This window comes from Desulfurivibrio dismutans, from assembly GCF_029210385.1.
GTDB lineage: Bacteria > Desulfobacterota > Desulfobulbia > Desulfobulbales > Desulfurivibrionaceae > Desulfurivibrio > Desulfurivibrio dismutans.
Genome location: NZ_JARGDQ010000002.1, coordinates 1 through 26,574, shown reverse-complemented (window position 1 = coordinate 26,574; position 26,574 = coordinate 1). Strand labels below are relative to the sequence as shown.

Sequence of the window (26,574 nt, the reverse complement as noted above, 5' to 3'; positions counted from 1 at the left end):
AAAGAGGATACCAGTGGCCAGCGATCACTTGCGTCTGCTGCCGCTCCTGCTGCCGCTCCTGTTACCGCTCCTGCTGCTGCCGGTCGGAGCCTGGGCCCAGGAACGGCGGAGTCCGGCGGTGCCGCTGTGGGAGCTCAGCGCCGACAGTTTGACTCACCAGGTGGAGCCGAGCCGGGTAATTGCCGAGGGTGAGGTGGTGCTCTCCCGGCCGGAGAGCCATGGGGCCCCCCTGGCGATCAGGGCCGACCGGATGGTTTACGATCCGGAAGGCGGCATCGTCGAAGCCCATGGCCGGGTACGTCTGGAGTCGCCTGCCGAAGAGGTGGCGGCTGCGGGGTTGGTGCTGCACCTGGAAAGCCAGACCGGCAGCCTGGAGCAGGCCACCATCCATCTGGTGGAAAGCGGGGTTTACATCAGGGGCAGGCATATCGAAAAAACCGGTCCGGAAAGCTACTATCTGGAAGACGCCTGGTATTCCGCCTGCCGCCCCGAGGACGACTGCCGCCCCGCCTGGTCCATCAAAAGCCGGCGGATCCACCTTACCATCGACGGCCTGGCCCACTTTGTTCATCCCCGCTTTCAGGTCAAGGAAGTGCCCGCTATCTATTCGCCCTACCTGATGGCGCCGGCCAATGTTCACCGCCAGAGCGGGTTCCTGGCCCCGGAGCTCTCCAGCTCCAACCGCCGGGGCGACGGCCTGGCCCTGCCATATTTCATCAACCTCTCGCCCAGTGCCGATCTTACCCTGTATCCCAAGTACATGGACCGGCGCGGCCTGCAGTCCGGCGCCGAGTTCCGTTATGCCGCCGCCCCCGGCTCTTTGGGCATGTTCCAGCTCACCTACCTGCAGGACGAGCATGAGGACGCCGTCGATGACAACTATCGTAATGACGGCTGGCTGCGGGACAGCAGCCAGCGCTACTGGCTGCGGGGCAAGGCCGATCACGATTTCGGCGACGACCTGCTGCTGCGGCTGGATCTGGACCTGGTTTCCGACCAGGACTTTATCATGGAATTCGATTCCGGCCGCATGGGGTATGCTCGCTCCACCAGCGATTTCGAGGATCTGTTCGACCGCGAGTTGCAGGAGCCTTCGCTGGCCACTCGCCGTTCCACCTTGCAGCTTTTCCGTCTCCGCCCCACTACCCTGGTGGCCGGTGAGCTGATGGCCCAGCAGGACAGCCGCCACACCCTGAACTACCAGGGGCAGGTTGTTGACCGTAATCGCCTGGGTACCCCGCTGCAGGCCCTGCCCCGGCTGCATGCCTCCGGCCGCAGCCCCCTGCGGAACCAGCCCCTTAGCATGTCCTGGAGCAATGAATATGTCCATTACTGGCGCCAGAAGGGAATCGGCGCCCACCGGCTCGATCTTCATCCCCAGCTGATCGCGCCCCTGCCCCGCAGCGGGGGTTGGACCGAAGGGCGGGCCACGGTGGGGGTGCGCCAGACCATGTACCAGGTTACCGAGCACGATGACCACCAGTGGGAGTACGACCGTTACCAGGATCGCACCGCCTTCGACTTCGAGGCCAATCTCGCCACCACCCTGGTACGGGATTTCCGGCTGACTCCCGGCGGGCGCTCCCGGGCCGCCCTGGATCACCCGGTAACCTCGCCGGGTCTGGAGCACATGGTGCGACCCAACCTGGTCTACACCTATGTCAGCCGCAGCGGCGAGCGCGAACTGCCGGAGTTGGACAGTATTGATCGGCTGGAGCGGAAAAACTGGCTGACCTACGAGCTGAACAATTATTTCGAAGTTTTCGGCCATCGGGCCACTGCGGCCACCGTGCCGACGGTTAACGGTGACCGGCAAAACCCGGCCGGCCTGGATGACCCGGCGCCGGCGCCGTTGGAGGTGCAACCGGCGGCTCCGGCCGGCGACTTCTGGTCCCGGCCCCTGGCTTTTTTCAAGATGATGCAGACCTATGATATCGATGAAGCCCGGCGCGACCTGGTGGCCGATGAGAGCCGCCGGGAGCTTTCCGACCTGCGTTTTGACCTGCAGGCCTCGCCTCTACCCAGCCTGGATCTGCGCTACCAGACCAACCTCAGCATGTACGGCCAGAAGGTCAACCGTTACGAACTCCAGGGCACCTATCGTCTGGCCGGCGGTTCGCTGACCCTCAATTACCGTTATCTCAAGCATCTCGGTATGCGGGAGCCTTATTTTTACACCGAAGCCGGGGACAGCAGTCGTGATGTCCGGGCCGGCTTTACCGCCCCGGTGGGGAAATCCCTGACCTTTCGCGGCATGGTCAATAAATCGCTGACCGAAGATTATATCGCCGAGGCCTCCTTTGGCGTGACTTACCACCCCCACTGCTGGGCGGTGGAGATGGAGGTGCGGCGCTACGTTGATGAAAAGAGCTTCATGGTGATCTTCACCCTGGATACCCTGGGGGAAATACCACGCTGGCTGAAAAGGGGGATCTGATGACCAGACTTTGTTTTGATGTGTTCAACGGCGATGCCGACGGCATTTGCGCCCTGCACCAACTGCGGCTGGCCTCGCCCCGCCCCGGGGCCCGGCTGGTCAGCGGGGTCAAGCGGGATATCGCCCTGCTGGCCCGAGTGGTGGCGGAAGCGGCGCCGGCCCGGGCCGAAGTGACGGTGCTGGATATTTCGCTGGATCGCAACCGGGAGGCCCTGGAGCAACTGCTGCCCGCCTGCCGGGTGCTGTACGTCGACCACCACCACGCCGGCGACATTCCCGAGCATACCCATCTCGAGGCCCATATCAACCCGGACCCGGAACTTTGCACCTCGCTGATTGTCGATCAGTTGTTGGACGGCCGTTTTCGCCCCTGGGCGGTGGCCGCCGCCTTCGGCGACAACCTCCACGGCCCGGCCCGCCGGGCCGCTATCTCTTTGGGGCTGGATGAGAAGAAGACGGCAGCCCTGCGGGAGCTGGGCGAGCTTTTTAATTACAACGGCTACGGCGCCTCGGTAACGGATCTGCATTTCGACCCGGTGGAGCTGTACCGGGCGGTAAGCGGTTATACCGATCCCTGGGAGTTCTGTCATCGTTCGCCGGTGCTGGCCATCCTGCGCCAGGGCTTCCATGACGACCTGGAACAGGCCCGGTCCGTGGCGCCCTGGCAGGAAACTCCGGCCGGCCGGGTCTGGCGCCTGCCCGACCAGTCCTGGGCCCGCCGGGTCAGCGGGGTTTTTGCCAACGAGCTGGCCCGTGCCAACCCGGAACAGGCCCACGCCCTGCTGGTGGAAAGCGCCGACGGCAGTTTTCTGGTCAGTGTGCGGGCCCCCCTGGCGCGGCCCCGGGGGGCCGATACCCTGTGCCGGGCTTTTCCCACCGGCGGCGGCCGGGCCGGCGCCGCCGGCATCAACGTCCTGCCCCCGGACCAACTTGGTGATTTCCGGCGAGCCTTCGAGGCCGCCTTTTAGGCCGCTGATGAAGGGAGAGGTTGTGCGATACCCTGCTTTATTTTGCCTGGTTCTGGGGTTGACGATGCTGCTGTGGTCGGGGGTGTCGCCGGCCGCCGCCGGGGAGTTGCCCGCCGAGGTCGCGGCCCCGGCCGCCGACGGCCGCCCGCTGGAGCTGGACTCCGCGGCCTACCGGGAACTGCTGCGGGAGTTGGTCGATGAGCACGGTTTTCGCCAAGCGCAACTGGAGCAGTGGTTCGGCGGGGTGACTATCCAGGGCCGGGTGCTGGAGCTGATGGACGCCCAGTGGGAAGCCCGGCCCTATCACCGTTATGCCGCGCCGCTGCACGCCTGGTGGAATGTCGGCAACGGTCGGGTGCTGCTTAAACGCCATGCCGGGTTGCTGGATCGCATCGAAGAGGAGTTCGGGGTGGAGCGGGAGATCGTGGTCGCCATTTGGGGCCTTGAGAGTAACTACGGCGGCCAGTCGGGCTCTTTCAGGATCTTTCGCACCATGAATACCATCTTTGCCGCCTATCCCCGCCGCAGCGAATTTTACCGTCGGCAGTTGATTGATTTCCTGCTGATCTGTCGGGAGCTGGAACTTGACCCCCGGACCGTGCGTGGCTCCTATGGCGGCGCCTTTGGCCAGGCCCAGTTCATCCCCTCCAGCTATCGCGCCTATGCAGTGGATTTCGACGGCTCCGGCCGGCGCGATATCATCAACTCGGTGCCCGATGTGCTGGCCAGCATCGCCAATTACCTGCGCCACTTCGGCTGGCGTTACGGTGAACCCTGGTATGCCGAACTCGGCCCCCAACTGCATGATCCACGCCTGACCGAGGCCGCCGGGGCCGGTCGGCGGGGGGTGCTGCCCCGGCCGGTCATCGAACAGGCCCAAGGGGTTGAGTTGCCGCCCTCCCACGATAATCGCCCGCTGCGGATCGTGGCCCTGGAGCAGGCCGGCGGCGGCCACCGTTATCTGGCCGCCTACCCCAACTTTCAGGCCATCACCCACTGGAACAACTCCTTCCGCTACGCCATGGCGGTCATTGAACTGGCGGAGAAACTTGGTGCGGAATAATTTTTTATCCCTGCTGGTGGCAATACTTGCCGTCCTGCTGCTGACCGCCGGGGCCTGCGCCCCGGAACTGGGGCGGCAGAGCGAGGCGCTGCTGCAACGGGATTACCTGGTCATGACGGATGATGAGTTGCATGGCTACTATCGCCGGTTGGGAGATCAACTGGTGCGGGAAACCCGAGCCGCCCGCGAGGGTGGCCTGATGAGCCGCCCCGGGGAACAGGAGCGGCTGGCGCAGTTGCGCCGGCGCTGGAACGAGGTTCGCGCCGAACTGGCCCACCGGGAGCTGGAGTTGTGGTGAACGCCTGCACAAAACTGATGAAGTCGCAAAAAGAGTCCATGGAAGCGGGGGGCGCGTTGATGACTTCTTGCGCAATCATCAAAACTTGCTTGCCGATAATACGGCACTCTGTTAGATTGATCCCTTGAGTTTTACAAACTATTTACCGGTTTTATGGCCGGCAAGCAGCAGCCTGCGGATAAACCTGAGATCGTGAGTATTTTTTCCACAACGTGGTTACGGGAGCGGACCGGTGGCGCCGGGTCATGGCCCACGGCTTTGCCCGGCCGTGAATTCTGGCGCGCCCTGGTGGCCAATGAACGTCGCCTGGAGCAGTTTCGTACCCTGTGCGTGCTGGTACTGGTTATTTTCCTGGCCCAGGCCTCGGCTCGCCTGGTCTGGGCGTTTTTGTTGCCCGCCCCGGAGCCGGCCCCGGTCATCAGCGCTCCCGCCGCCACCGGCCCGGCGGCTCGGCGTTCCGACGGGGTGGCGGTGGACCCGGCCAGAGGGGAAAAACTGGCCGCGCTGCATCTCTTCGGTCAACCCGACCCGCAAGCCGATCCCGAGGCCGAGGCCGCCGCCCTGTCATTGGCCATGGTCGAGGCCCCTGAAACCACCCTCAGCCTGACCTTGAAAGGACTGCTGGCCACCGCCGACGGCCGACGCGGCCTGGCGGTGATTGCCGAACGCCGGGGGGATGACGAGGTCTACGGGGTTGGCGACACGGTGCCCGGCAACGCGGAAATCGAGGCGATCTATCCCGACCGGGTGCTGTTGCGCCGGGCCGGGCAGCTGGAAACCCTGTACCTGGAGGACCGGGACGAGGATCTGCCGGTGGCCGGACGGCGCGCCCCGGCGGCCACGACGGCGCCCGCCGGGGGTGAGCGGCGGCAGGTAAGCCGTTCTTTTGTCAACAGCACCCTGGCCAACCTGCCGGATCTGGCCCGCCAGGTGGAGGTATACATCCACAATCCGGAGGGGGGGCGGCACGGGTTTCGCCTGGCGGCTCCGGGGGGCAGCGATTTTCTTGATATCCTGGGGCTTGAGCCCGACGATATTTTATATGAAGTCAACGGCATCCCGCTGTCCGATGCCGGGGCGGCCATGGTCGCCTTCGAGGAGTTGCGCAACGCCCGGGAAATACGGTTGGTGTTCGAACGGGACGGTCAGCAGCGCAGCAGTACCATCGCCATTCGCTGACTCCGTGGCCCCGGCGCAGAAAGTCGGCCTGCTTAATTAGTTGAGGAATTTATGGTTTCATCTGAAGTTTTTTCCACCCGGCGCCGGTTGCGGCGTCCATTGAGATTGATGCTGCTGTTGGCGGGCATCCTGCTTTGCGGCCTGCTGCTGCTGCCCCGGCCCGGGCTGAGCGAAACCATCACCCTCAATTTCAAGGAAGCCGATATCGAGTCGGTGATCAACTCGGTGGCCCGGATCACCGGCAAGACCTTTATCGTTGACCCGGCGGTGCGGGGTAAAATCACCATCGTTTCATCGCAACCCCTGCGGGCCGATGAGGTTTACGGGGTTTTTCTCTCCATCCTCCAGGTTCATGATTATGCCGCCGTCGAGACCGGCAGCGTGGTCAAGATCATTCCCGCCGCCAAGGCCGGGCAGGATCTGGTGATCACCGCCGATACCGACCAGCCGCTGGAATTGGATGAAGACCGCATCGTCACCCGCATCTACCGCCTGCAGTACCTCCAGGCCGACCGTCTGGTTCCCATTCTGCGTCCCATGCTCAATACCCGCTCCGGCCAGATGTCGGCTCTGGCGATCAAGGAGGGCAATGCCCTGATCATCACCGAACGGGCCGGCACCGTCGAGCGCCTGCTGCGCATTGTCCGCCGCCTGGACCAGAGCTCCGGCGGTGAAATGGAAATCGTCAGGTTGGAGCATGCCGACGCCCGCGACGTGGTGTCGGTGATCCGGGAGATGGAACTGGGCACCGGCCGGTTGTCCGCCGAGCAGTTGCGACTGGTGGCCGACAACCGGACCAACAGTGTGCTGCTGCAGGGTGATCCGCATCACCTGCTGCGGATCAAGGCCACCATTCTGCACCTGGACACCCCCCTGGCCAAGGGGGGAGATACCCAGGTGATTTTTTTGCGGCACGCCAAGGCCGAAGACCTGGTGCCGATTCTAACCGGCATGGGCAGTTATGACGGCTCCCGCGAGGAGCGCCGGGCCCAGCAGCGCCAGGAGGTGGATATCCAGGCCGACGCCAACACCAACGCCCTGATCATGACCGGCTCGCCGGCGGTGCTGCAGAACCTGCAGACGGTGATCCGCCAGTTGGATATCCGCCGGGCCCAGTTGATGATCGAGGCGGTGATCGCCGAAGTTTCCACCGCCAAGGCGGTGGACCTGGGGATCCAGTGGTTTTCCGCCGATGCCGACAAAGTAATCGGTGGCACCAACTTCCCCGGCTCCGGGGCCAGCATGAGCGGCATTGCCGCCGGCGACGAGGGCAGCATCGCCGCCCTGGCCGGCCTGGGCGGCTTCAACATGGGGGTCTTTTCCGGCAGCACCGAGATCATGGGGCGGGAGTTTTTCAACTTCGGGGCGCTGGTCAACGCCCTGGCCCGGGATGGGGATACCAACATCCTCTCCACTCCCAGTCTGGTGACCATGGACAACCAGGAGGCGGAGATCATCGTCGGCCAGAACGTGCCCTTTCTCACCGGCAGCTTCACCGAAGGCGCCACCGGGGTCGGCGGCAGCCCGTTCCAGACCGTGGAGCGCCGGGATGTGGGGATCAAGCTGCGGGTCAAGCCCCAGGTTACCGAGGGTGATGTCATCCGGCTGCAGATCGAGCAGGAGGTTTCCAGTGTCGAGCGCGATGACCTGGCGGCGGGTCTGGTGACCAATACCCGCAACATCAATACCAGCGTCCTGGTGGAGGACGGCAAGGTGCTGGTGCTGGGCGGGTTGATCAGTGACGATGTCCAGGAGACGGTCTCCAAGGTGCCGCTGCTGGGGGACATCCCCCTTTTGGGCGCCCTTTTTCGCCATACCCGCAGTGAACGCTCCAAGCGCAACCTGATGGTTTTTCTGCGCCCGGTCATTCTCCGGGATCAGGATATGAGCAGCCGGATCTCCCAGGGGCAGTACGATATGCTGCGTGAACAGCAACTGGAACGGGATCGGAAAGGGGTCAAACTGATGCCAGGTCAGGACCAGCCGGTGCTGTTGGAGTTTGAGGCCTTTGAGGATCAGCATTTCCATCCGGCCCCGGAAGCCCCGGAAGCCGGTGAAGACGCCGGCGCGGCCCCGGTCGAGCCGGTCCCCCTGGAATCTCTGGAACCGGTAGAGTAAGCAGCTTTGAGTGTAACCGCCCCCAGTAAACGGCCTTCCTTTTCCTTTGCCAAACGGCAGGGGGTGCTGGTGGCCGAAATCGACCAGGGCAAGGCCCGGGTCATCAGCCGGGTCGGGGCGACTCCGGCGGCCCTGGCCGAGGTGCGCCGTTTTCTCGGCCTGCCGCTGCAGGTGGAAAGCGTCAGCCGCGAGCGTTATGAAACCCTGCTGCAGCAGGCCTACGAAGGCGGGGCGGAGCAGGATCTGCTCAACAGCGGCGATTTCGGCGAGGAATTCGACCTGGATTCCATCGCCCAGCAGTTGTCCGAGCCCGAAGACCTGCTGGAAAGCCAGGATGACGCCCCCATCATCCGCCTGATCAATGGGCTGCTGACCCAGGCGGTCAAGGAAAACGCCTCCGATATCCACATCGAACCCTTTGAAAACCGCCTGCGGGTGCGGATTCGGGTGGACGGCATCCTGAAAGAAGTGATGCAGCCCAGCCGGCTGGTGGCCCCTTTGGTGATCTCCCGGCTCAAGGTCATGGCCCGGCTGGATATTGCCGAGAAACGTCTGCCCCAGGATGGCCGGATCTCGCTGAAGATCGCCGGCCGGCCGGTGGATGTGCGGGTTTCCACCATTCCCTCGGGCTACGGTGAGCGGGTGGTGCTGCGCCTGCTGGACAAGCAGGCCGGCCGCCTGGACCTGGAACAGTTGGGCATGGCCCCGGAGGCCATGGCCCAGATGGACCGGATGATTCATCGCCCCAACGGCATCATCCTGGTAACCGGCCCCACCGGCAGCGGCAAGACCACCACCCTGTACGCCGCCCTCACCCGGCTCAATGAAAGCAGCCGCAATATCATGACCGTGGAAGATCCCATCGAGTACTACCTGGACGGCATCGGCCAGACCCAGGTCAACCCCAAGGTGCAAATGACCTTCGCCCGGGGGCTCAGGGCCATCCTCCGGCAGGACCCCGACGTGGTCATGGTGGGCGAGATCCGCGATCTGGAAACCGCTGAAATCGCGGTGCAGGCGAGCCTCACCGGCCACCTGGTGGTCTCCACCCTGCACACCAACACCGCCGTCGGCGCGGTGACCCGGCTGCGGGACATGGGCATCGAACCCTTCCTGCTTTCTTCCACCCTGGTGGGGGTGCTGGCCCAGCGCCTGGTGCGGGTGCTCTGTTCCCACTGCAAGGAGCCCTACACCGTAACCCCGGCCGAGCTGGCCGACCTCGGCGTCGAGGCCGACATCAACAACCTGCCCACCATTTATCGCCCCCGGGGCTGCGATCATTGTCACCACCAGGGGTTTACCGGCCGTACCGGCATCTATGATCTGGTCGCCACCGATGCGCATCTGCAGGAGATGGTCCATAACCAGGCCGGCCAGTACGAGATTGAAAAGTACGTCCGGAGCAGGAGCCCGGATATGCGCCAGGACGGCTGGCGCCGGATCCTGGCCGGCGACACCACGGTGACGGAAGTGCTGCGGGTTACCAGGGAGGATTAGATGGGCGCCTTCGAGTATTCCGCGGTGGACGCCGTTGGCAAGACCCGCAAGGGGGTGCTGGAAGGAGACACCCCGCGCCAGGTGCGCCAGCAACTGCGGGAAAAGGGACTGATGCCGCTGGCGGTCAACCCGGTGGCCGAAGGGCGGGGCAAGTCCCCGGGCCGTCGCTTGGGCGGCGGCCGGATTCAGGCCTCGGACCTGGCGGTGGTTACCCGCCAGTTGGCCACCCTGGTCCGTTCCGGCATCGTGCTGGAAGAGGCCCTGGGAGCGGTGGCCGAGCAGGCGGAAAAGCCGCGGCTGAAAAGCGTGCTGATGGCGGTGCGCTCCCGCATCCTGGAGGGCTACGCCGCCGACCGGGCCCTGGGCGACTTCCCCCGGGTCTTTCCCGAACTTTACCGGGCCACCCTGGCCGCCGGTGAGCAGGCCGGTCACCTGGACGTGGTGCTGGAACGGCTGGCCGATTACACCGAATCCCGCCAGCAGTTGCAACAAAAAGTCTTTCTGGCCCTGCTTTACCCGGTGTTGCTCACGGTGGTGGCCTTTACCGTCATTTCCGCCCTGCTGGTCTACGTGGTGCCCCAGGTGGTGGAGGTCTTTGCCCATATTGACCAAACTCTGCCGGCGCTCACCGTCGGCCTGATTGCGGTCAGCGATTTTCTCCAGGCCAACGGCCTGATCCTGTTGATGCTGGCCGTCGGTGCCTTTTTTCTGGCTAAAGTGCTGCTGAAAAGGGAAAAAATCCGCCGCCGGGTGCATGGCCGTCTGCTTTTCCTGCCGCTGATCGGCAAGTTTATCCGCACCCTGGATTCGGCCCGTTTTGCCCGTTCCTTCAGTATCATGATCGCCAGCGGCGTGCCGGTGCTGGAAGGGCTGAAAATATCCTCCCGGGTGGTGGCCAACCTGACCCTGCGCGAGGCCCTGGAGCGAGTCCGGACCAAAGTCCGGGAGGGGGCCAGCATCAGCAAGGCCATGCAGGCCGAAGGTTATTTCCCCCCCCTGACCATCCATCTGATCGCCAGCGGCGAGGCCAGTTCCAACCTGGAGCAGATGCTGGACCGGGCCGCCGCCACCCAGGAAAGGGAGACGGAAACGGTGATCTCGGCCACCATGGGCCTGTTCGAGCCGCTGATGATCGTGGTCATGGGCGGTATCATCCTGGTCATTGTCCTGGCCATTCTGCTGCCCATCTTTGAACTTAACCAGTTGGTCCAATGAGCCGCCTGGTAAACGTCCGGCAGCACCGCACCTTCGGGCGATCGGCCCGGCTTGCGTACCCGGGGTACGCGGCGCCGGGCCGCTTGCCCGAATCTGCGGCACTGCTGAACGTTTATTTTCTGGTAAATCTTTGTTTTTTGGGGAAAAAGCTGTAATGTGCCGGGCTCGTTCCGAGGGGGGATTTACCCTGATCGAGATTATCATCGCCCTGCTGGTGCTGGGGCTGGTGGCGGTCAGTGCGGTGCAGGCGGCGGGGAATGCGGTCAATAACCTGTTCCACCTTAAGGAACAGACCTTTGCTCACTGGGTGGCGATGAACCGGGCGGCGGAGATCACCCTGTCACCGGTGGGCTGGGAACGGGATCCCAACAGCGGCCGGGCCATGCTGGCGGATATCGAATGGTCCTGGGAAATCGAGATCAAGGACACCCCGGAGCCGGAGATGCGCGAGGTGGAGATCCGGGTCTGGCCCGTCGGCGGTGAAGAAGGTGAGGCGGCGGCGGTGCTCACCGTCTTCCGGAGAGTGCAATGAAGGTAAGCGGTGGGTTTACGCTGCTGGAACTGCTGGTGGCCCTGGCGCTGTTTTCGGTGCTCTCCATGCTGACCTTCACCAGTATCCAGGCCATGCTGGACAGCCGCCAGCAGACTAGGCTGGAGGCCGATCGCCTGGCGGCGGTGCAGATGACCTTTGCCCGCCTGGAGTTGGACCTGCAGCAGGCCAGGGCCCGGGGGGTCCGGGATGAATACGGCAACCACCGGCCCGCCATGTATTACGGCCTCAACCCCGACGATGGGCTGTCCATGACCCGGGGTGGCCGGGCGGTTTACGTGCCCGGCCGGGCCGGCAATTCCCTGCAGCGGCTGCGTTACCGCTTGGAAGACGGCGAGCTGTTCCGGGAAACCTGGCCGGTGCTGGATCGGGGGCCGCGCCTGGAACCCTTCAGCCAGCGTCTGCTGGATGGGGTGGAGGCGCTGGAAATCCGGTTCCTGGACCAGCAGGGCAGCTGGCACGAACGCTGGCCGCCGGACACCGTCCAGCCGGGAATGCCGCCGGCCGCCGACCGGGAAGAAGGGGAGGAGCCGCCGCCGGTGGCTTTCCCGGTGGAACTGCTGCCCGCCGGGGTGGAGATCTGGCTGGAACTGGAGGACTGGGGCCGCCTGCGCCGCCTTTTCCCCATCAGCCAAGGTGACGCTGGATGACGGTAATTAAAAAAAAGTCAGTAGTGTTAGTTTGTGGTAACCGGCCTGGAAAACTTCCAGCAGAGACGCAGATTGCGGCAAGCAGCCCGGCGCCGCGTACACCGGGTACGCAAGCCGGGTTGATCGCCGCAAGCTGTGGTGCTGCCGGGCGTTTTCGCAACGAAAGGGGAGCAGCGCTCATCAGCGCCCTGCTGGCCGCCGCTCTGGTGGCCAGCGTGGCGGCGGCGATGATCTCCGCCCAGCAGCTTGACATTCGCCGCACCGGCAACATCATCCATGGTGATCAGGCCTATCTGTACGCCCGGGGGGTGGAGTCCTGGGCCGGGCTGCTGCTGGGGCGGGCCGCCGAAGGTGAGGAGTATGAATACCTGGGTCACACCCTGCCGCCGATCCCGGTGGAAGGGGGGCATCTCAGTGTGCGGGTGGATGACCTGCAGGGGTTGTTCAACGTCAACAACCTGGTGCTGGGCAGTGAGAGCGGGCAGGAGCATCAGCGGCTGATGTTTCGTCGCCTGCTGCGTTACTGCGGCCTGGAAGAAGAACTGGAGCAGGCGGTGTCGGACTGGCTGGACGCCGACCAGGAACCCCGTTTTCCCGGCGGTGCCGAAGACGGTGAATACCTGCGGCGTAATCCGCCCTACCGCACCGCTGATCGGCCGCTTACCGACGCCGACGAACTGGCCCTGGTTTACGGTTTTGAGCACGAGGGCTACGAAGAATGTTTAAAGCCCCTGCTCACCGCCCTGCCCGAGGTTGCCGCGGTCAACGTCAACACCGCGCCGGCCCCGGTGCTGGCGGCTCTGGCCGAAGGAATAGATCCGTACCGGGCTGAACAGCTGGTGGCGGATCGGCCCGAGATGGGCTACACCATGGCGGAATTTCTCGAACATCCGGCCCTGGCCGGCACCGGCCTGGGAACCGAGGATGGCCCTTTGCTCACTGTCCAAGGCCGGTACTTTATGGTACAATCCGAGGCCGTCATCGGACAGAGCCGGGTGATGCTGCACAGCCTGCTGCAAAGGGAAGGGGAAAATGTCCGGACTCTCCAAAGAAGTAGGTAATTTATATTTATGAAGAAAATTATTGTCAGGCTGGATGAGCGGGCGCCGGCCGAATGCGTCTGGCGGAAGTTTGAGGCCGACGGGGCGGAAGTGGCCGGCTGGGGAAGCCTGGCCGATCTGGCTGCCCTGGCGGCCGGCTATCGCCTGTGGGTGCTGATTCCCGGCAGCGAGGTGTTGCTTACCCGGGTCAGCCTGCCGCCAGGCAACCGCAAGCAGTTGCTGGCCGCCATTCCCTACGCCCTGGAAGAATTTCTAGCCGACGAGGTGGAAGACCAGCATTTCGCGGTGGGGGAGGCCGACCAAAGCGGCGCCCTGGCGGTGGCGGTAATCACCCGGCAGCGCCTGGACTACTGGCTTGAACTATGCCGGGCGCACGGCCTGGTCCCCACCGGCCTGGTGCCCGACACTCTGGCCGTCCCCCTGGCCGACTCCGACGGTCCAGAGGCGGCCGCCCCCGGGCCGTCGCTGCTGCTCACCGCCAACGGTTCGGCCCTGGTCCGCAGTGGTCTCCAGGACGGTTTTGGGATGGACCGCGACAGCCTGGCCATTCTGCCCGGCATGCCGGGTATTGGCAATGAGCCGCGGCTGACCCTTTACCATGAGGAAGAAGCCCCGGAGTTGCCGGAAGAGCTGGCCGTGCTGGTGGCCCGACGCCACCGGATCGGTGATGTTTTTGCCTTGCTGGCTGAGAACCTCAGGGAAAAAGCGACCCTCAACTTGCTGCAGGGCGAGTACCGCCCCCAGGCCCACTGGGAAAAGCACTGGCGGCGCTGGCGCCTGCCCGTGGTGCTGGTCCTGCTGCTGCTGCTTTCCCACACCGGCCTGGGGTTGCTGGAAAACCAGCGGCTGAGCCGTTACCATGAAGGGTTGCACGACGAAATAATCGAAGTTTATCGTACCGCCTTTCCCGCCGCCCAGCGCATTGTCAATCCCCGGGCCCAAATGGAACACCAGCTCCAGACCTTGCGCGGCGCCGACGGCGGCGCCGGTGACGGCCGCGGTTTTCTGCCCCTGCTGGCCGACGGCGGCCCGGTGCTGAGCGGAGCGGACGGCCTGCAGTTGCGGGGCCTGCGCTACCGGGCCGGAGAACTGGACCTGGAGCTTACCATCAGCGATTTGCGGGCCTTGGATGAACTCAAGGCGCAACTGGAGAGCCACGACCTGGAGGTGGATATCCGCACCGCCACCACCCGCGACGACCGGGTACAGGCCCGTTTGCAGGTGAGGGAGCCGCGATGAGCAAACTGCAAGAAATCCGCGCCCAACTGGAGGCCCGCCTGGAAAGTCTGCTGGCCGACGTGCCGCCCCGGCAGCGACCGCTGCTGTTTATCGGTCTGGGCCTGCTGGTACCGTTACTGGTCTGGCTGCTGCTGCTGGCGCCACTGAGCTCTTCCCGTGATACGCTGCAGCGGGAAATCGCCACCCGGGAGCAGGAACTGGCCTGGATGCGGGAGGCGGCCCAAGAGGTTCGGCGTTACGCCATCACCGCCGACGACGGTGGCCGCGCCGCCGGCTCGCCTTTGGCGGCCATCGACAGCAGCGCCCGGGAGTACGGCCTGGGCCGGGCCATGCAGCGGGTGGAGCCCGGCGACGGCGGCGAGGTCCGGGTCTGGCTGGAAGACGCCGTTTTCGACGACCTGCTGCGCTGGCTGGACCGCCTGAGCGGCCGGCACGGCATTGAAGTGGTGGAGGTGGTGGTGGAGCCGGCCCGGGGCGGGCAGGCGGCTCGGGTCAACGCCCGCCTGACTTTAATTCGTGACGTCGAGGCAAGTTGAATCATGTTTACCTGGAAGAAACACCTGGTCCTGGGGCTTGCTTTTTTTATCTTTTTTCTGGTCTATTACTTTCCGGCCCAACTGGCCTGGCCGCTGCTGCAGAAGGCCGGGGTGGATCTGGTGGAACTGCACGGCTTAAGCGGCAGTTGGCACCACGGCAACGCCGCCGCCGGCCGGGTGCTGGGCAACCCGGTGCGCGAGCTTTCCTGGCGCTTTAAACCGTTGCCCTGGGCTCCGGCCCGGGGGGAAATCGAACTGATTTTCGGCGGCGAGGGGCGGCTGGCCGCCGCTTTCAGCAGCGGCTACCGAGGGCCCCAGTTCGGCCGGGCGGAACTGACCGACCTGCGGGCCGAGGTGCCCTTGGCGGCCTTTGCCGACCAGTTGCGCCGTTTCGGCCTGGCGGTTGACGGGCGATTGGCCGTTGAGCTGCCCCGGCTGGTACTGGAAGACGGGCGGCCGGTGGCGGCGGAAGGGGAGATCTGGCTGCTGAACTTCCAGGCCCTGCAGCCGGTCCCCCTGGAGTTGGGTGATTTCACCGGCACCTTCGAGTCCGCCGGGGAAGAACTGCTGCTAAATCTCCGGGACCAGGGCGGTCCCCTGGCCGTCGACGGGGTGGTGCGTTTTGATGCCGAAGGTTACCAGCTCAACACCGGGCTTACCCCCCGGGACCCCGAGGACCGGGAGCTGACCAGAGTGCTGGCCTTCCTGGGTTCCCCGGGTCGCGACGGGGCTATCCCGTTACGTTTTTCCGGCCGCTGGTGAGCGCGTCCGGAGCACCGTTGCCAGAACCAAGGACTTTTGACCAACAACCATAAGTTTGATCAACAACCATAGTAAGGAAGTGAGGAGCAAAAGTGAGGAGCAAAAATGCGTTGGCCGAACAATAAGCAGGAACAAATGAAACGGCAGGCCGGTTTTACCCTGATCGAGATCATGGTGGTGGTGGTGATCCTGGGGATTCTGGCGGCGGTGGTGGTGCCGCGGATCATGGATCGCCCCGACCAGGCCCGGCTGACCAAGGCGGCCCAGGATATCCGGGCCCTGGAAAGCGCCTTGCGTCTCTACCGGCTGGATAACTTCTTCTATCCCACCACCGAACAAGGCCTGGAGGCCCTGGTGGAACGGCCCACCACCCAGCCCGAACCACGGCGCTGGCGTGAAGGCGGCTACATCGACCGCCTGCCCCGCGATCCCTGGGGCGGCGAATACCAGTATCTCAACCCCGGGGTGCACGGCGAGATCGACATTTTCTCGTATGGCGCCGACGGCCGCCCCGGCGGCGAGGGAATCAACGCCGAGATAGGCAACTGGAACATTGAATAGAATAGTCGACAAATCAGCAGGTTATGGGCTTTGGTGAACGGTTGCAATAATAAAGGGTTCACTCTTATCGAGGTCATTGTTGTTCTGCTGATCCTTGGCCTGCTGGTGGGGGTGGTTGGTCTTTCCCTGGGCACCCGGGAGCGCCCCCTGGAAACCGAGGCCGAGCGGCTGGCGGCCCTGCTGCGGCTGGCCGGCCAGGAGACCCTGCTTACCTCCACCCCCACCGCCGTCGGCTTTCATGCCGAAGGATATCGTTTCTACCGCTTCGGCGACGGCGACTGGCATCTGCTCACCGCCGGCGCCCTGCGTCCCCGTAAGCTGGACCACGACTTCAGCCTGGAACTGCGGTTCCTGGAAGACGACGACACCCCGGTTAACCTGCCCTACCTGGATCATGAAGACGACCAGCGCCTGCTGCCCCGGATCTACTTCTTTCCCGGCGGCGAGGTCACCCCTTTTGCCTTGGCCATGGCCGCCGACACGGTGTTACGCCGTTATATTGTGCGCGGTAACATCCAGGGGGAGATCAGGCTGGAAACCGAGGAGGAGTACCGGTTCTGAGAGCGGTTATCGTGTTTTTCGTTGACAGAACGGCCTTCTCCTACTACATAGTTCCAGGCACGGGTGTAAATATTTTGTAATGACGGTGTACCGTTTGTTTTACCCCTGGCAGCAGTCCTTTTTAGACCGCAGGTTTTTTTATTAACAACTGTGAGAGAGGAGTTCGCATCATGTTCAACGTTCGTTCCTTTGCCGCCGCCCTGCTGGTGGCCGGGTCGCTGGTCGCCGGCGGCTTCCTGGTGGCCACCACCACCGGCACCGCCGCCATGCCTTCGTTAGCCCCGATTGCCGATGACCAGGCGGTTTCCGCCCACGCCCCCTATCTCACCGGCCAGTGCGGCATGTGCCATGATGCCAGTGAGCCGGACGGCAAAAGCCCCGGCAAGATCGCCGATGATGTTGGGGCCCTGTGCGCCACCTGCCATTACGACATGGATCAGGAGATCAAAGGCAGTTCGGTGGTCCATGCGCCGGCCATGATGAGCTGCACCGCCTGCCACAACCCGCACAACTCGCCGGCTCCCAGCCTGCTGGTGGAGGAACCCAAAAACCTTTGCCTGGGCTGCCACGGTGAGATCCAGCAGACCATCACCGAGGCTGCGGTGCAGCATGACGCGGTGATCGACGAGATGGCCTGCCTCAACTGCCACAACCCTCACGCTTCCGATATTCAGCACCTGCTCACCAAGCTGCCCTTCGATCTCTGCATCTCCTGCCACAGCCACGACAAGCCGGGCGCCGACGGCCGGGTGCGGACCAATTTCGCCACCCTGCTGGAAGAAAACCCCTACCATCACGGGCCGGTGGAAGGCAAGGACTGCAGCGCCTGCCACCTGACCCACGGCGGTGAACACCAGAGTCTGCTGGTGGATGCGTTCCCCGAGCGCTTCTACGCCCCTTACGAGCGCGACAACTACGCCCTTTGCTTTCGCTGCCACAACGAAGAGAACATGCTGGACCCGGAAACCACCACCACCACCCGCTTTCGCGATGGCTCCCGCAATCTGCACTACGTTCATGTCAATAAGCCCGACCGGGGCCGCACCTGCCGCGCCTGCCACGAGGTCCATGCCTCGGAAAACCCGCACCAGGTCCGCGACGCCGTCCCCTTTGGGCCGCGTAACTGGATGCTGCCGATTAACTACACCAAGACCGACACCGGCGGCTCCTGTGCCCGTACCTGTCATCAGACCCTGAGCTACGATAACACCAAAGAATAATGTCGTAAAAATGCCGCAGGGGAAAGTTCCCCGGGGAGGTCGGTATGAAATGTAGACACTGGCTGGGGTCGCTGGCCATGGCCGCGATGCTGTTGTTGCCGCAACTGGTCTGGTCCGAGCCCGGGGCGGCTTTTTATAACCTGGAAGCCGGTAAGGACGTGCTGGAAAACGTTACCCTGCCCACCATCGACGGCGGCGAGGCCACCCTGCTGGACCATGAAATGGGGGCCAACGTCTTTATCTTCTTTCGCCCCGGCCCCGAGCCATCCCGCCGGGGGCTGGCCGACATGGCCCGCTGCGGCGAGGATCTGGCCGCCTACCCGGTTCGCTGGACGGCCCTGGTTTCCGACCGCTACCCCGCCGAGGAAGTGAAGGCGGTGGTGGAAAACGCCAATTTTCGAGGCCCGGTGCTGGTGGATGATGGTAACACCCTTTACGGCCGCTATGGCGTTCGCCTGCATCCGGTGGTGGGGGTGACCGACGCCGACGGCCTGCTCACCGCCTACCAGCCCTACACCCAGATCAACTTCTGCTCCCGGGTCAAGGCCAAGGTACTGCGCACCCTGGGCGAGATCGACGACGCCGAGTTGCAGCAGCGCTTAAGCCCCCGCTCGGTGGACCCCCGGGCCGACAGCGCGGTGGCCCGGCGCAACCTGCGCATGGGCCAGCGTTTTCTCGATATCGGTAACTACCAGCATGCCCTGGACACCGCCCGGCGCAGCCTGGAACTGGATCCGGACCTGGCCGCCGCCCACGGCATGGCGGCCCTGGCCCTGGCCCACCAGGGTGAGTGTGAAGAGGCCGCCGCTTACATCGACCGGGCCCTGGCCCTGGAACCGGCCCAGGACGAAGCCGAGGCCGCCCGGCAGCAGTGTTCCCGGTAAATACGAGGTAGCATGATGAACAAGTACCGTTTTTTCTCTTTTCTCGCCTTCCTGCTGGCCCTGGGGATCGGCGGCGCTCTGGTGGCGGCGGCCGGTAAGCCCGCCGCCGCCGGCCCACTCTTTATCGCCGAACTGCAGCCGGATGCCATGGGTGTGCGGCCGGTGGAAACCCATGCCGGCGGTCGGCTGACCATGGAACTCAGTGCCGACGGCCTGGTGCTGGCCTACAAGCTGGAGGTGGAAAACCTGCAGGACGCCTTCATGTCGCACCTCCAGTACGGCGGCCCGGAAGACCGCTACGGCCCCATCGTGGTCTGGCTCTTCCCCGAAGACGGCAAACGCCGGGAGGTGGTGGAGGGCCGTTTCGACGGGGTGCTGGCCCAGGGCGAAATCCGGGCTGAGGACCTGCAGGGCCCCCTGGCCGGCCACGAGCTGGCGGCCCTGGTGGCGGCCATCGAGGAAGGCATGATTTTCGCCGACGTCCACACCCGCCACCATGTGCCGGGCGAATTGCGCGGTCACCTGCGCCCCGTGCAACCTTAACTTTAACCAAGCGACAAGATTTCATGGCTTCAGCAACTCGGCCGAGGGAAAAATGGGGACCGATTTGTTTTTTTCCCCCGGCAAAAAAGGCAAAAAATCAATCGGTCCCCTTTTTTCTCCCGCTCCTCCTGGCGGTTCCGTTGCTTCTTGGCCTCGTCGCCGCCCCCCTGGCCGCCCAGACGCTGCCTTTGGCGACTACGGCGGTCGGCGATCCGGCCTTGACGCCGATATACATCGAAGAATCCACCCCCGGGGTGGAGATCAGCGGTCGGGCCTCCAGTGAGATCCAGTACCGCACCGAATCCCGCCGTTCCGATTCGGCCCCGCTCTTTCAGTACCTGCAGCTCAACCTGCGCCACTTTGACGAGGAAGTGGAAGAGAAATACGCCGTTTACGCCTACGGCCGGCTTGGCACCGACCTTCGCAACGAGGACGACTGGGCCGACAGTCGCCTCTATTACGCCTATTACCAGCAGGAAGACCTTTTCGACAAAATCGACTTTCGCCTGGGCCGCCAGTTCATCGCGGTCACCGCCGGCGCTTCGCTGCTTGATGGCCTGACCCTGGACTTTCGCCCCGGCGGGGCGCTTTCGCCCTTTACTTTCAGCCTTTTCGGCGGCGGCGACGTGGCCTTCTACACCAGTTATTCCGCCAAGGATACCCTGATGGGCGGCGAGGTGCGGGGCCGCTTTAACGACGACACCCTGGTGGCCGGGCTTTCCTATGTGCAGCGCCGGGAGGATTCCGACAAGGCCACCGAGCTCATCGGGGCCGATTTCGACTACGGCTTTCGCCAGCTGCTCAACCTTTACGGCGAGATCCAGTACGATTACCTGGGCGACCGGGTCAGCTACGGCCTGATCGGCTCCAATTACCACCGCAGCGACCGCTGGGGCCTGCGCACCGAATATCTTTATTCGTTGCCGGTATTCTCCGCCACCTCCATCTATTCGGTCTTTGCGGTCAGCAAGTACCGGGAGGCCATGGCGGAACTCAATTACTACCACGGCCAGGGCCGGCGCAGCTTTATCCGCTACAGCCGGGAGATTTATGAAGACTACCGGGACGCCGATGTTTTTGAAGCCGGCCTGGAACAGGTGCGGATCAACCGCTTTTCCGGTCACCTAAGCGGCGTCTGGCGCTACGCCGGCGACTCAGGCCAGGACATGAAGGGGGTCCGGGCCCGGGTTGCCTGGCTCTTCACCCCCCACGTCCAGGGCGGCATCGGCACCGAGTTGGACGTGCTGGAACGCCGCCTGGACGAGTTTGAAGACGACACCTTAAGTTCCCGCTTCTGGGCCGATCTAACCGCCCGGCTGACCAGCGATCTCGATCTCCAGGCCCGCCTGGAACGGGCCCAGAGCAGCGGCTACTGGGGCTACCATAACCGCGCCACCTTGCGCTTGAACCTGAACTTCTGATAGAAAAGAACCATGCCGAGCTTAAAAATCATATTCAGCGCTTGTCTGCCGGCCGTGTGCGGCTGGCTGCTGATTTTCACCGTCGCCGGGCCGTCGCCGGTCGCCGCCCAGCAGGACTACCAGTTTACCTTCGACCACGAGCAGCACCGCTACCTGGTCTTTCCCGGCTCGCCCTGCATTACCTGCCATTTGCCGGATACCCCCACCATTACCCCGGAGCGGCGGGCCTGCCTGCAGTGCCACGACCAGGAGTTTACCGAAATGGTCAAGTTTCCCGGCATGGTCAACACCCACGGCCCGCTGTGGGGTTTCAACCACGGGCCGCTGGCCAAAAACCGCCAACTGGACTGCGCCGGTTGCCATCAGCAGAACTACTGTCTCAACTGCCACGCCCAGGGTCCGGCCCAGGAGATGGGCAAGTTCGGCGGCTCGTTGCTCAACGTCCACCGCAGCGATTTCCGGGTCAGTCATCCTCTTGCCGCCCGCACCAACCCCCGGCTCTGCGCCAGTTGCCATGAGCCGGCCTCGTGCAACGAATGCCACAGCGATTTCCGCCGCCGGGGCGATCTCCGGCCCGGCAGCCCGTCCCACCGCCGCACTTTCGATTTGGGCATGGACGGCGATATCGCCGCCATCCATGAAGATTTCCGTGGCCCCGGCGCCCTGGCGCGCTGCGATGACTGCCACCGTTCCGACACCGTGGCCCCCAGCATGCATTCCTGGGGCCAGGACCACGCCCGCGAGGCCCGCCGCAACCTGCAGACCTGCCAGGCCTGCCACCCCGGCGGTGACACCTGTATGCAATGCCACAGCGCCAAGTCCGGCCCCGGCGGCATCAGTCCCCACGGCTCCGACTGGTCCTCCACCCGGGCCGACCGCCTGCGCAAGGCCTCCGGTGGGGCCACCTGCGGGCGCTGCCACTGAAACCATGAACACCAAACCTGGAACCGACCGAATCAAGATGAACCGGATCAACGATAATTTCTCTCCCCCAACCGGCCGGCTGCTGCAGCTCGGCCAAAACCTGGCCCTGCTGCTGGCGATCTTCACCCTGCTGCTGTTCACCGCCTGCAGCAGCGATGCCGACCCGGCGGCGGACAATATTCTTGACCCGCTTTACGGCACCGATGCCGAAGGCGCCCGCTATGTGGGCGCCGACCGCTGCCTCTCCTGCCATGAAAACCCCGGCAAGGTGACCAACACCGATCCCGCCGCCACCTACCTGGCTTCCCGCCACGCCACCCCCGGCACCATCGGGGCCGATGCCGACCAGCAATGCCTGGCCTGCCACGATCCCATCGGCGACGGCCTCAACCTGGGCCCCTGGTTTACCGACCACCAGCAGCCCCCGGCCGGCATGACCGCCGTGGGCTGCGAGGCCTGCCACGGCGCCGGCACCCTGCACTGGCTTAATTTCCCGGAACACCCCAACCCGACCCCGGATTACCAGGCCTGCGGCCAATGCCACCAAGCCTTGCCGGCCGGGCACAGCGCCTACGCCGGCCAGGGGAGTTTCACCGGCTATTATGCCGATGATATTCTGGATACGTATCGAGGAAGCGCCCATGCCGGCCAAGTCAACAAGATTGGCGCGCTTTGCCAGCGCTGTCATAGCGACGAAGGGTTTCGTGCCTACGCCGGCCAGACGGTCGGGATGGATGGCGAGGAGCTGACGGAGTTTTTGCCCGGTGCTGGTGCCATTGCAGACCCCTCGCCGATACAGTGTCGGACCTGCCACGACGGCCATACCGGCGAGTTGCGCGCGTCACCGACGGTGGTGCAAAAAGATGGTAAAGAGATAACTAAATATTCCCGTCTGTTCAATCTTTGTACCGCATGCCATCAGGTCTTTCTCAAGGCTGAGTATAGTGCCGCCGAGCAAGTCTTTGTCTACTATCTTGACACCGAGAAGATTCCATTCCATGGCGCGCTTGACGACGCCGGTTTACCGGTGCCGTCGGCCTGGGTGATCTGGGATACCCATTTTGCCACCAAGGATGGGGCGCGTGGAGGCTGGCCGGTGAATCCTGCTTCCGAAAATGCCTGTATGGGCTGCCATGACCCTCATGCGGCCAGTAAGCCTGTCTGGTAGCTGTCCTTCCCCAAGCGACAATGGTTGAATATCTGTGCAGGAAATAGGTGATGATGACCAATTTATTGCTTGCAGTAAGCGGGACGGGAGGCTAGAATTACCAATAATTTGAAGTCCGGTCAGAGTTTCTGTCCGGTTGAGGGAGGCGGTTGGGTATGCGGCGCCATGCCCGCCAAGAAGGTGGGCCTGGGAGACCGTTGCAACCATAGTGGATGGACTGGGGCTGTGAAAGTGGCCTCGGTGTCCCATAAAAAACAATAGCGTTAGGGAGGAGATGTGCTGATGAAAAAGAAATTGGATTTGGGAAGATTGTTTGCTATCGGCCTGCTGGGAGGGTCTTTGGCCCTGTTCGGCTGTAGCGGCGACGATGGTAAAAGAGGTTCTGCGGGCGTTGACGGCGTTGACGGCGTTGACGGCGTTGACGGCGTTCAGGGTCCTCCGGGTCAGGATGCCTTCAGTCTGAGTGCTGAAGAGGCGCATCGTGTGCTGATGCCGCTGGACGCTGAAATCACCGGCGTTACCGTAGGCGATGGCCCGCGTACCATCACCATGGAGTTCACCGTTGACGGCCAGGACGAAGTGCCGGCCGAATTTACCATTGCCAAATGGTCGGCCGCGGACAACTCCTGGGTCAGCATGCTGCAGCGCAGTCGGCTGCGGACAGATGATAATGAAGAGATGTTAGGGGCAGTTGTAGCCCGTGCCGGCAACCTGCGGGTTCGTCGTGGTGACTATGTAGAGGCGGATGCCGACGGCGTGTTTAGCTATACCTTCGCCGACGATGGTACCCCCATCGACTTTTCCGCCGGCGCTTATTGGACCAATGATCGCCCCGACGGGACCGAAGGTGATGCCGACTATCAAGCCTATGTCCAAGGGATAGTGGCAGATATTGATGCCGCAGCCGTGTGGGATGATGAGGCAATTTACCGCATTTCCGTCAGTTCGCAGGAAACTGAGGTAAACGGCGACCGTTTCGTGCCCTTTGAATACATGGCTGTAGCATACATTACAGGTGATGGCACTGTACTGGCTGATGACGCCGAGATTCCCCAGGCGGTCACCGCCGAAACCCTGGCATCCTGCGTCAAGTGTCACGGTGACCGTGGTGAGGGTGACTACGGTGAACGTTTGGTGGCCTTCGACAAGCACACCAGTCGTTACTCCCCGCAGCAGTGCACCACCTGCCACAACGCCTTCACCTACGAAGCCTACAGCTCCGTGCCCGAGGTTGATGGCTGGAACCCGGTGGACATGATGACCATGATTCACACCATCCATGTGGGCGGTGACAGATACTTGGCCGCTGGTAACGCCGGCGGCGACTACAGCGCCACCACCTACCCCGACTGGCTTTTTGGCCGGACCGGAAGCGGTGAAAACGGGGCTCAGAACTGTACCTCCTGCCATACGGGTGAGGTTCCCGCTGCTAACCAAGACTGGAACAGGGTAACGCTGAACACCTGCGTCTCCTGTCATACCGAGCCGGTTAACCACCCGGACACCATCTTCCATTTTGCCGCTAATGATTGCACCCAGTGTCACACCAACCAAGAAGCCGCACGTGGTACCACGGCTGGTACCGCTGACTTCTACCATGGTGAGCTTGATGACAACAAGGGCTTAGCGGCGGTCATTGCCGAGCTTAACGAAGCGCGCAGCTATCAGTATGAGATTACTGAGGTTGTTATGGCAAATGTTGACGACCTGGTGGTTACCTGGCAAGTGTTTAAGGACGGTGTCCCGGTGACGTTCACTGAATTTCACGATGGTGGAGAAAACAGTGCGCGTATAGGCGTCGGCTTTGGTTACGGCGATGACTGGACCAATGAAGGTGGGGTGACCAGCAACGGTGATCATGGGCGTCCGGTAGAACAGATTAGCTCCGACGCCTCTGAAACCGCAATTAACGTCGACGATAACGAGGCAACCACCATCTTTACTGGTTTTCTTGCCGGCCTGGCTGATCGCAACGGTTTTGTGGTGATCGATCAAGGCGGCATCAGCAGCACCGTGCAGTCAATTAAGTGGGATGCTGTTGCTGGCGAGGTGGTGACTTTTGATCGCCGCGCCATTGTGGCCACCGAGAGTTGCCTTGGCTGTCACACCACGGTTAGCCGGCACGGCACCACCGCCGATGTGGCCTCCGGTGTAACCTCCTGTGTAACCTGTCACAACGCCGGCTCGCTCAGCCGTGATGGCAGCGAGGTTCAGGGTACCGTTGATTTCATGTTTATGATCCACGCCATCCACGGGGTGGGTGAAAAACGTGATACCTTTGAGCGCCGATACGAGGTTGAATTTGACGCGTACCGGAATTACGCCATCACCTACCCCAACACCATCCTCGATTGTAACGCCTGCCACGTCAACGACAGCCAAAAGCTGCCGGTTGACTCCAGCAAGCGCCTTGGGGTAATCGCCGATGGTGGCAAGGCTGATTACGATGATGGTATCGGTACCGGAGTTAATTCGCCGCTGTCATCGGTGTGCTTCTCTTGCCATGAGCCAGACGATGCCGTTGCCAAGGCTGACTTGAAGGCCCACATGACCGCCATGGGCGGTGATATGCAGGGCAACAGCAGCCACGAAGACTGGCTGGGACGTGGTGAGGGTTGCATGTTCTGTCACCAGTAACATCCCCAGTGATCATCCCCCGGTGGCCAAAACGACCGGCGGGATGATCATGTAACTGATAACAACCAATAAACCGGCGCCCGTTGGCACCGGCTACCAAAAACCAAAGGACAACGACCACTTGCTTGGTCGTTGTCCTTTTTTGTTTGCCCAGCGTACCGGGCATCCCCGGCCTGTTGAGAAAATGGGGAAATTGGGTGGAAATTGAGGGGAAATTGGGGTCAGACCGAAAGCGCCGGCCAAAGCCGGCAAAGGGTAGGGGGTGTAAGTCCCCCGCATGATAAAGGCTAGCGACCAGTCATGGCCCCGAGTCATGCGTCGGCCCGTTGTAAGGCGGGCGGCGAAGCGTTGACAGGGGTACTGGCAGGCCGGGCTATTGAGCTCCGAAATCACCTCATCCGGGTTGCCGACCTTGTTGTCTGATGGGGAAGGCAGCATGCTGGAGTGCACTATCGCGAGTGCTTCAGTGAACCCGCGGAGTCGTAGAACCAAGGCATGTCAGCACGCCCTTTGTCCGGAAGCCGGGAGATCCCGGAAGCGACCAACGTAGTCCCGCGCCTGGTCCGAGGCAGGAGTCCGGTGCGGTAGTCCCGCACGCCGGGATCTGCGCGGGGGGTGCCGGGCAACCGGCATCCCTACCGCGACCCAATTTCACGGCAATTCCGCCTGAGAACTCGTTCAATCTGTCCCCATTTTACATTCTTCCTTTCTTTCCCTAACGCTTGACAATACGGTCGTGTGCCGTTAGTATAAATCATGTCGATTCAGTCGTTCAAATGTTCGGATACGCAAAGGCTGTTCGCTGGTCAGCGGGTCAAACGGTTCGTGAATATCGAATCCGTGGGCATGCGCAAGCTGGCAATGTTGAACCGGGCCGGTAAGCTTGACGATCTGCGGGTGCCGCCAGGCAATCGCTTGGAAGCGCTGCAAGGAAACCGGGCCGGGCAGTACAGCATTCGCGTTGACGAGCAGATGAGGATCTGTTTTGTGTGGACACCGGAAGGCCCCAAGGATGTCGAGATTGTCGATTACCACTGAAGGAGTATGGATCATGCGCAAAGTTCCCTATCCACATCCCGGCA

Annotated in this window: 24 protein-coding genes; all 24 read left to right on the top strand. The window is 63.1% G+C overall.

Features of this window, described 5'->3' with window-relative positions:
* The first annotated feature begins 13 nt into the window (after positions 1–13).
* Positions 14–2,437: an LPS-assembly protein LptD gene (locus P0N66_RS02175; protein WP_275802328.1), complete on the top strand. Its 2,424-nt coding sequence runs from the start codon at positions 14–16 to the stop codon at positions 2,435–2,437.
* Positions 2,437–3,405 carry an acetyltransferase gene (locus P0N66_RS02170; protein WP_275802326.1) on the top strand — a complete coding sequence of 323 codons (969 nt, stop codon included), beginning with the start codon at positions 2,437–2,439 and terminating at the stop codon, positions 3,403–3,405. The genes P0N66_RS02175 and P0N66_RS02170 overlap by 1 nt, the downstream gene beginning before the upstream one ends.
* A gap of 64 nt (positions 3,406–3,469) precedes the next feature.
* Positions 3,470–4,468, top strand: a complete 999-nt coding sequence (locus P0N66_RS02165; protein ID WP_275802324.1) for a lytic murein transglycosylase — start codon at positions 3,470–3,472, stop codon at positions 4,466–4,468.
* Positions 4,458–4,766: a hypothetical protein gene (locus P0N66_RS02160; protein ID WP_275802323.1), complete on the top strand. Its 309-nt coding sequence runs from the start codon at positions 4,458–4,460 to the stop codon at positions 4,764–4,766. The genes P0N66_RS02165 and P0N66_RS02160 overlap by 11 nt, the downstream gene beginning before the upstream one ends.
* Before the next feature lie 192 nt (positions 4,767–4,958).
* Positions 4,959–5,945, top strand: a complete 987-nt coding sequence (gspC, locus tag P0N66_RS02155; RefSeq protein ID WP_275802321.1) for a type II secretion system protein GspC — start codon at positions 4,959–4,961, stop codon at positions 5,943–5,945.
* Positions 5,946–5,996: 51 nt separating this feature from the next.
* The gene (gene gspD, locus P0N66_RS02150; protein ID WP_275802320.1) at positions 5,997–8,063 is read left to right on the top strand and encodes a type II secretion system secretin GspD; all 2,067 of its coding nucleotides are present in this window, start codon (positions 5,997–5,999) and stop codon (positions 8,061–8,063) included.
* 6 nt (positions 8,064–8,069) lie between these two features.
* Complete coding sequence (gene gspE / locus P0N66_RS02145) at positions 8,070–9,560, top strand: type II secretion system ATPase GspE (protein WP_275802318.1); 1,491 nt, start codon at positions 8,070–8,072, stop codon at positions 9,558–9,560.
* Positions 9,561–10,775 carry a type II secretion system inner membrane protein GspF gene (gspF, locus tag P0N66_RS02140; RefSeq protein ID WP_275802317.1) on the top strand — a complete coding sequence of 405 codons (1,215 nt, stop codon included), beginning with the start codon at positions 9,561–9,563 and terminating at the stop codon, positions 10,773–10,775.
* A 154-nt stretch (positions 10,776–10,929) separates the two neighbouring features.
* Positions 10,930–11,307, top strand: coding sequence for a type II secretion system minor pseudopilin GspI (gene gspI, locus P0N66_RS02135; RefSeq protein WP_275802315.1), 378 nt, complete (start codon positions 10,930–10,932; stop codon positions 11,305–11,307).
* On the top strand, positions 11,304–11,975 hold the full coding sequence (gene gspJ / locus P0N66_RS02130) for a type II secretion system minor pseudopilin GspJ (protein ID WP_275802313.1): 672 nt from the start codon (positions 11,304–11,306) through the stop codon (positions 11,973–11,975). Before gspI ends, gspJ begins: the two co-directional genes overlap by 4 nt.
* Positions 11,976–12,094: 119 nt before the next feature.
* The gene (gene gspK / locus P0N66_RS02125; RefSeq protein WP_275802312.1) at positions 12,095–13,036 is read left to right on the top strand and encodes a type II secretion system minor pseudopilin GspK; all 942 of its coding nucleotides are present in this window, start codon (positions 12,095–12,097) and stop codon (positions 13,034–13,036) included.
* A 9-nt stretch (positions 13,037–13,045) separates the two neighbouring features.
* Complete coding sequence (gene gspL, locus P0N66_RS02120) at positions 13,046–14,275, top strand: type II secretion system protein GspL (protein ID WP_275802311.1); 1,230 nt, start codon at positions 13,046–13,048, stop codon at positions 14,273–14,275.
* On the top strand, positions 14,272–14,811 hold the full coding sequence (locus P0N66_RS02115; RefSeq protein ID WP_275802309.1) for a type II secretion system protein M: 540 nt from the start codon (positions 14,272–14,274) through the stop codon (positions 14,809–14,811). The genes gspL and P0N66_RS02115 overlap by 4 nt, the downstream gene beginning before the upstream one ends.
* 3 nt (positions 14,812–14,814) lie before the next feature.
* Positions 14,815–15,573 (top strand): type II secretion system protein N, encoded by a 759-nt coding sequence (locus tag P0N66_RS02110; protein WP_275802307.1) that lies wholly within the window; start codon positions 14,815–14,817, stop codon positions 15,571–15,573.
* A 135-nt stretch (positions 15,574–15,708) separates the two neighbouring features.
* Positions 15,709–16,134 (top strand): type II secretion system major pseudopilin GspG, encoded by a 426-nt coding sequence (gene gspG, locus P0N66_RS02105; RefSeq protein ID WP_275802306.1) that lies wholly within the window; start codon positions 15,709–15,711, stop codon positions 16,132–16,134.
* Between the two features lie 33 nt (positions 16,135–16,167).
* Complete coding sequence (gene gspH / locus P0N66_RS02100) at positions 16,168–16,695, top strand: type II secretion system minor pseudopilin GspH (RefSeq protein WP_275802304.1); 528 nt, start codon at positions 16,168–16,170, stop codon at positions 16,693–16,695.
* 170 nt (positions 16,696–16,865) lie between these two features.
* Positions 16,866–17,915, top strand: coding sequence for a cytochrome c3 family protein (locus tag P0N66_RS02095; protein ID WP_275802302.1), 1,050 nt, complete (start codon positions 16,866–16,868; stop codon positions 17,913–17,915).
* A 44-nt stretch (positions 17,916–17,959) separates the two neighbouring features.
* Positions 17,960–18,799, top strand: coding sequence for a hypothetical protein (locus P0N66_RS02090; RefSeq protein WP_275802301.1), 840 nt, complete (start codon positions 17,960–17,962; stop codon positions 18,797–18,799).
* Positions 18,800–18,811: 12 nt separating this feature from the next.
* On the top strand, positions 18,812–19,342 hold the full coding sequence (locus P0N66_RS02085) for a CHRD domain-containing protein (protein ID WP_275802300.1): 531 nt from the start codon (positions 18,812–18,814) through the stop codon (positions 19,340–19,342).
* Between the two features lie 140 nt (positions 19,343–19,482).
* Positions 19,483–20,763 (top strand): hypothetical protein, encoded by a 1,281-nt coding sequence (locus tag P0N66_RS02080; protein ID WP_275802298.1) that lies wholly within the window; start codon positions 19,483–19,485, stop codon positions 20,761–20,763.
* 12 nt (positions 20,764–20,775) lie between these two features.
* Positions 20,776–21,687, top strand: coding sequence for a cytochrome c3 family protein (locus P0N66_RS02075; RefSeq protein ID WP_275802296.1), 912 nt, complete (start codon positions 20,776–20,778; stop codon positions 21,685–21,687).
* 4 nt (positions 21,688–21,691) lie between these two features.
* Positions 21,692–22,855, top strand: coding sequence for a hypothetical protein (locus P0N66_RS02070; protein WP_275802295.1), 1,164 nt, complete (start codon positions 21,692–21,694; stop codon positions 22,853–22,855).
* Between the two features lie 282 nt (positions 22,856–23,137).
* Positions 23,138–25,492 carry an OmcA/MtrC family decaheme c-type cytochrome gene (locus tag P0N66_RS02065; protein WP_275802293.1) on the top strand — a complete coding sequence of 785 codons (2,355 nt, stop codon included), beginning with the start codon at positions 23,138–23,140 and terminating at the stop codon, positions 25,490–25,492.
* Positions 25,493–26,248: 756 nt separating this feature from the next.
* The gene (locus P0N66_RS02060; RefSeq protein ID WP_275802292.1) at positions 26,249–26,530 is read left to right on the top strand and encodes a type II toxin-antitoxin system RelE/ParE family toxin; all 282 of its coding nucleotides are present in this window, start codon (positions 26,249–26,251) and stop codon (positions 26,528–26,530) included.
* The last annotated feature ends 44 nt before the right edge of the window (positions 26,531–26,574 follow it).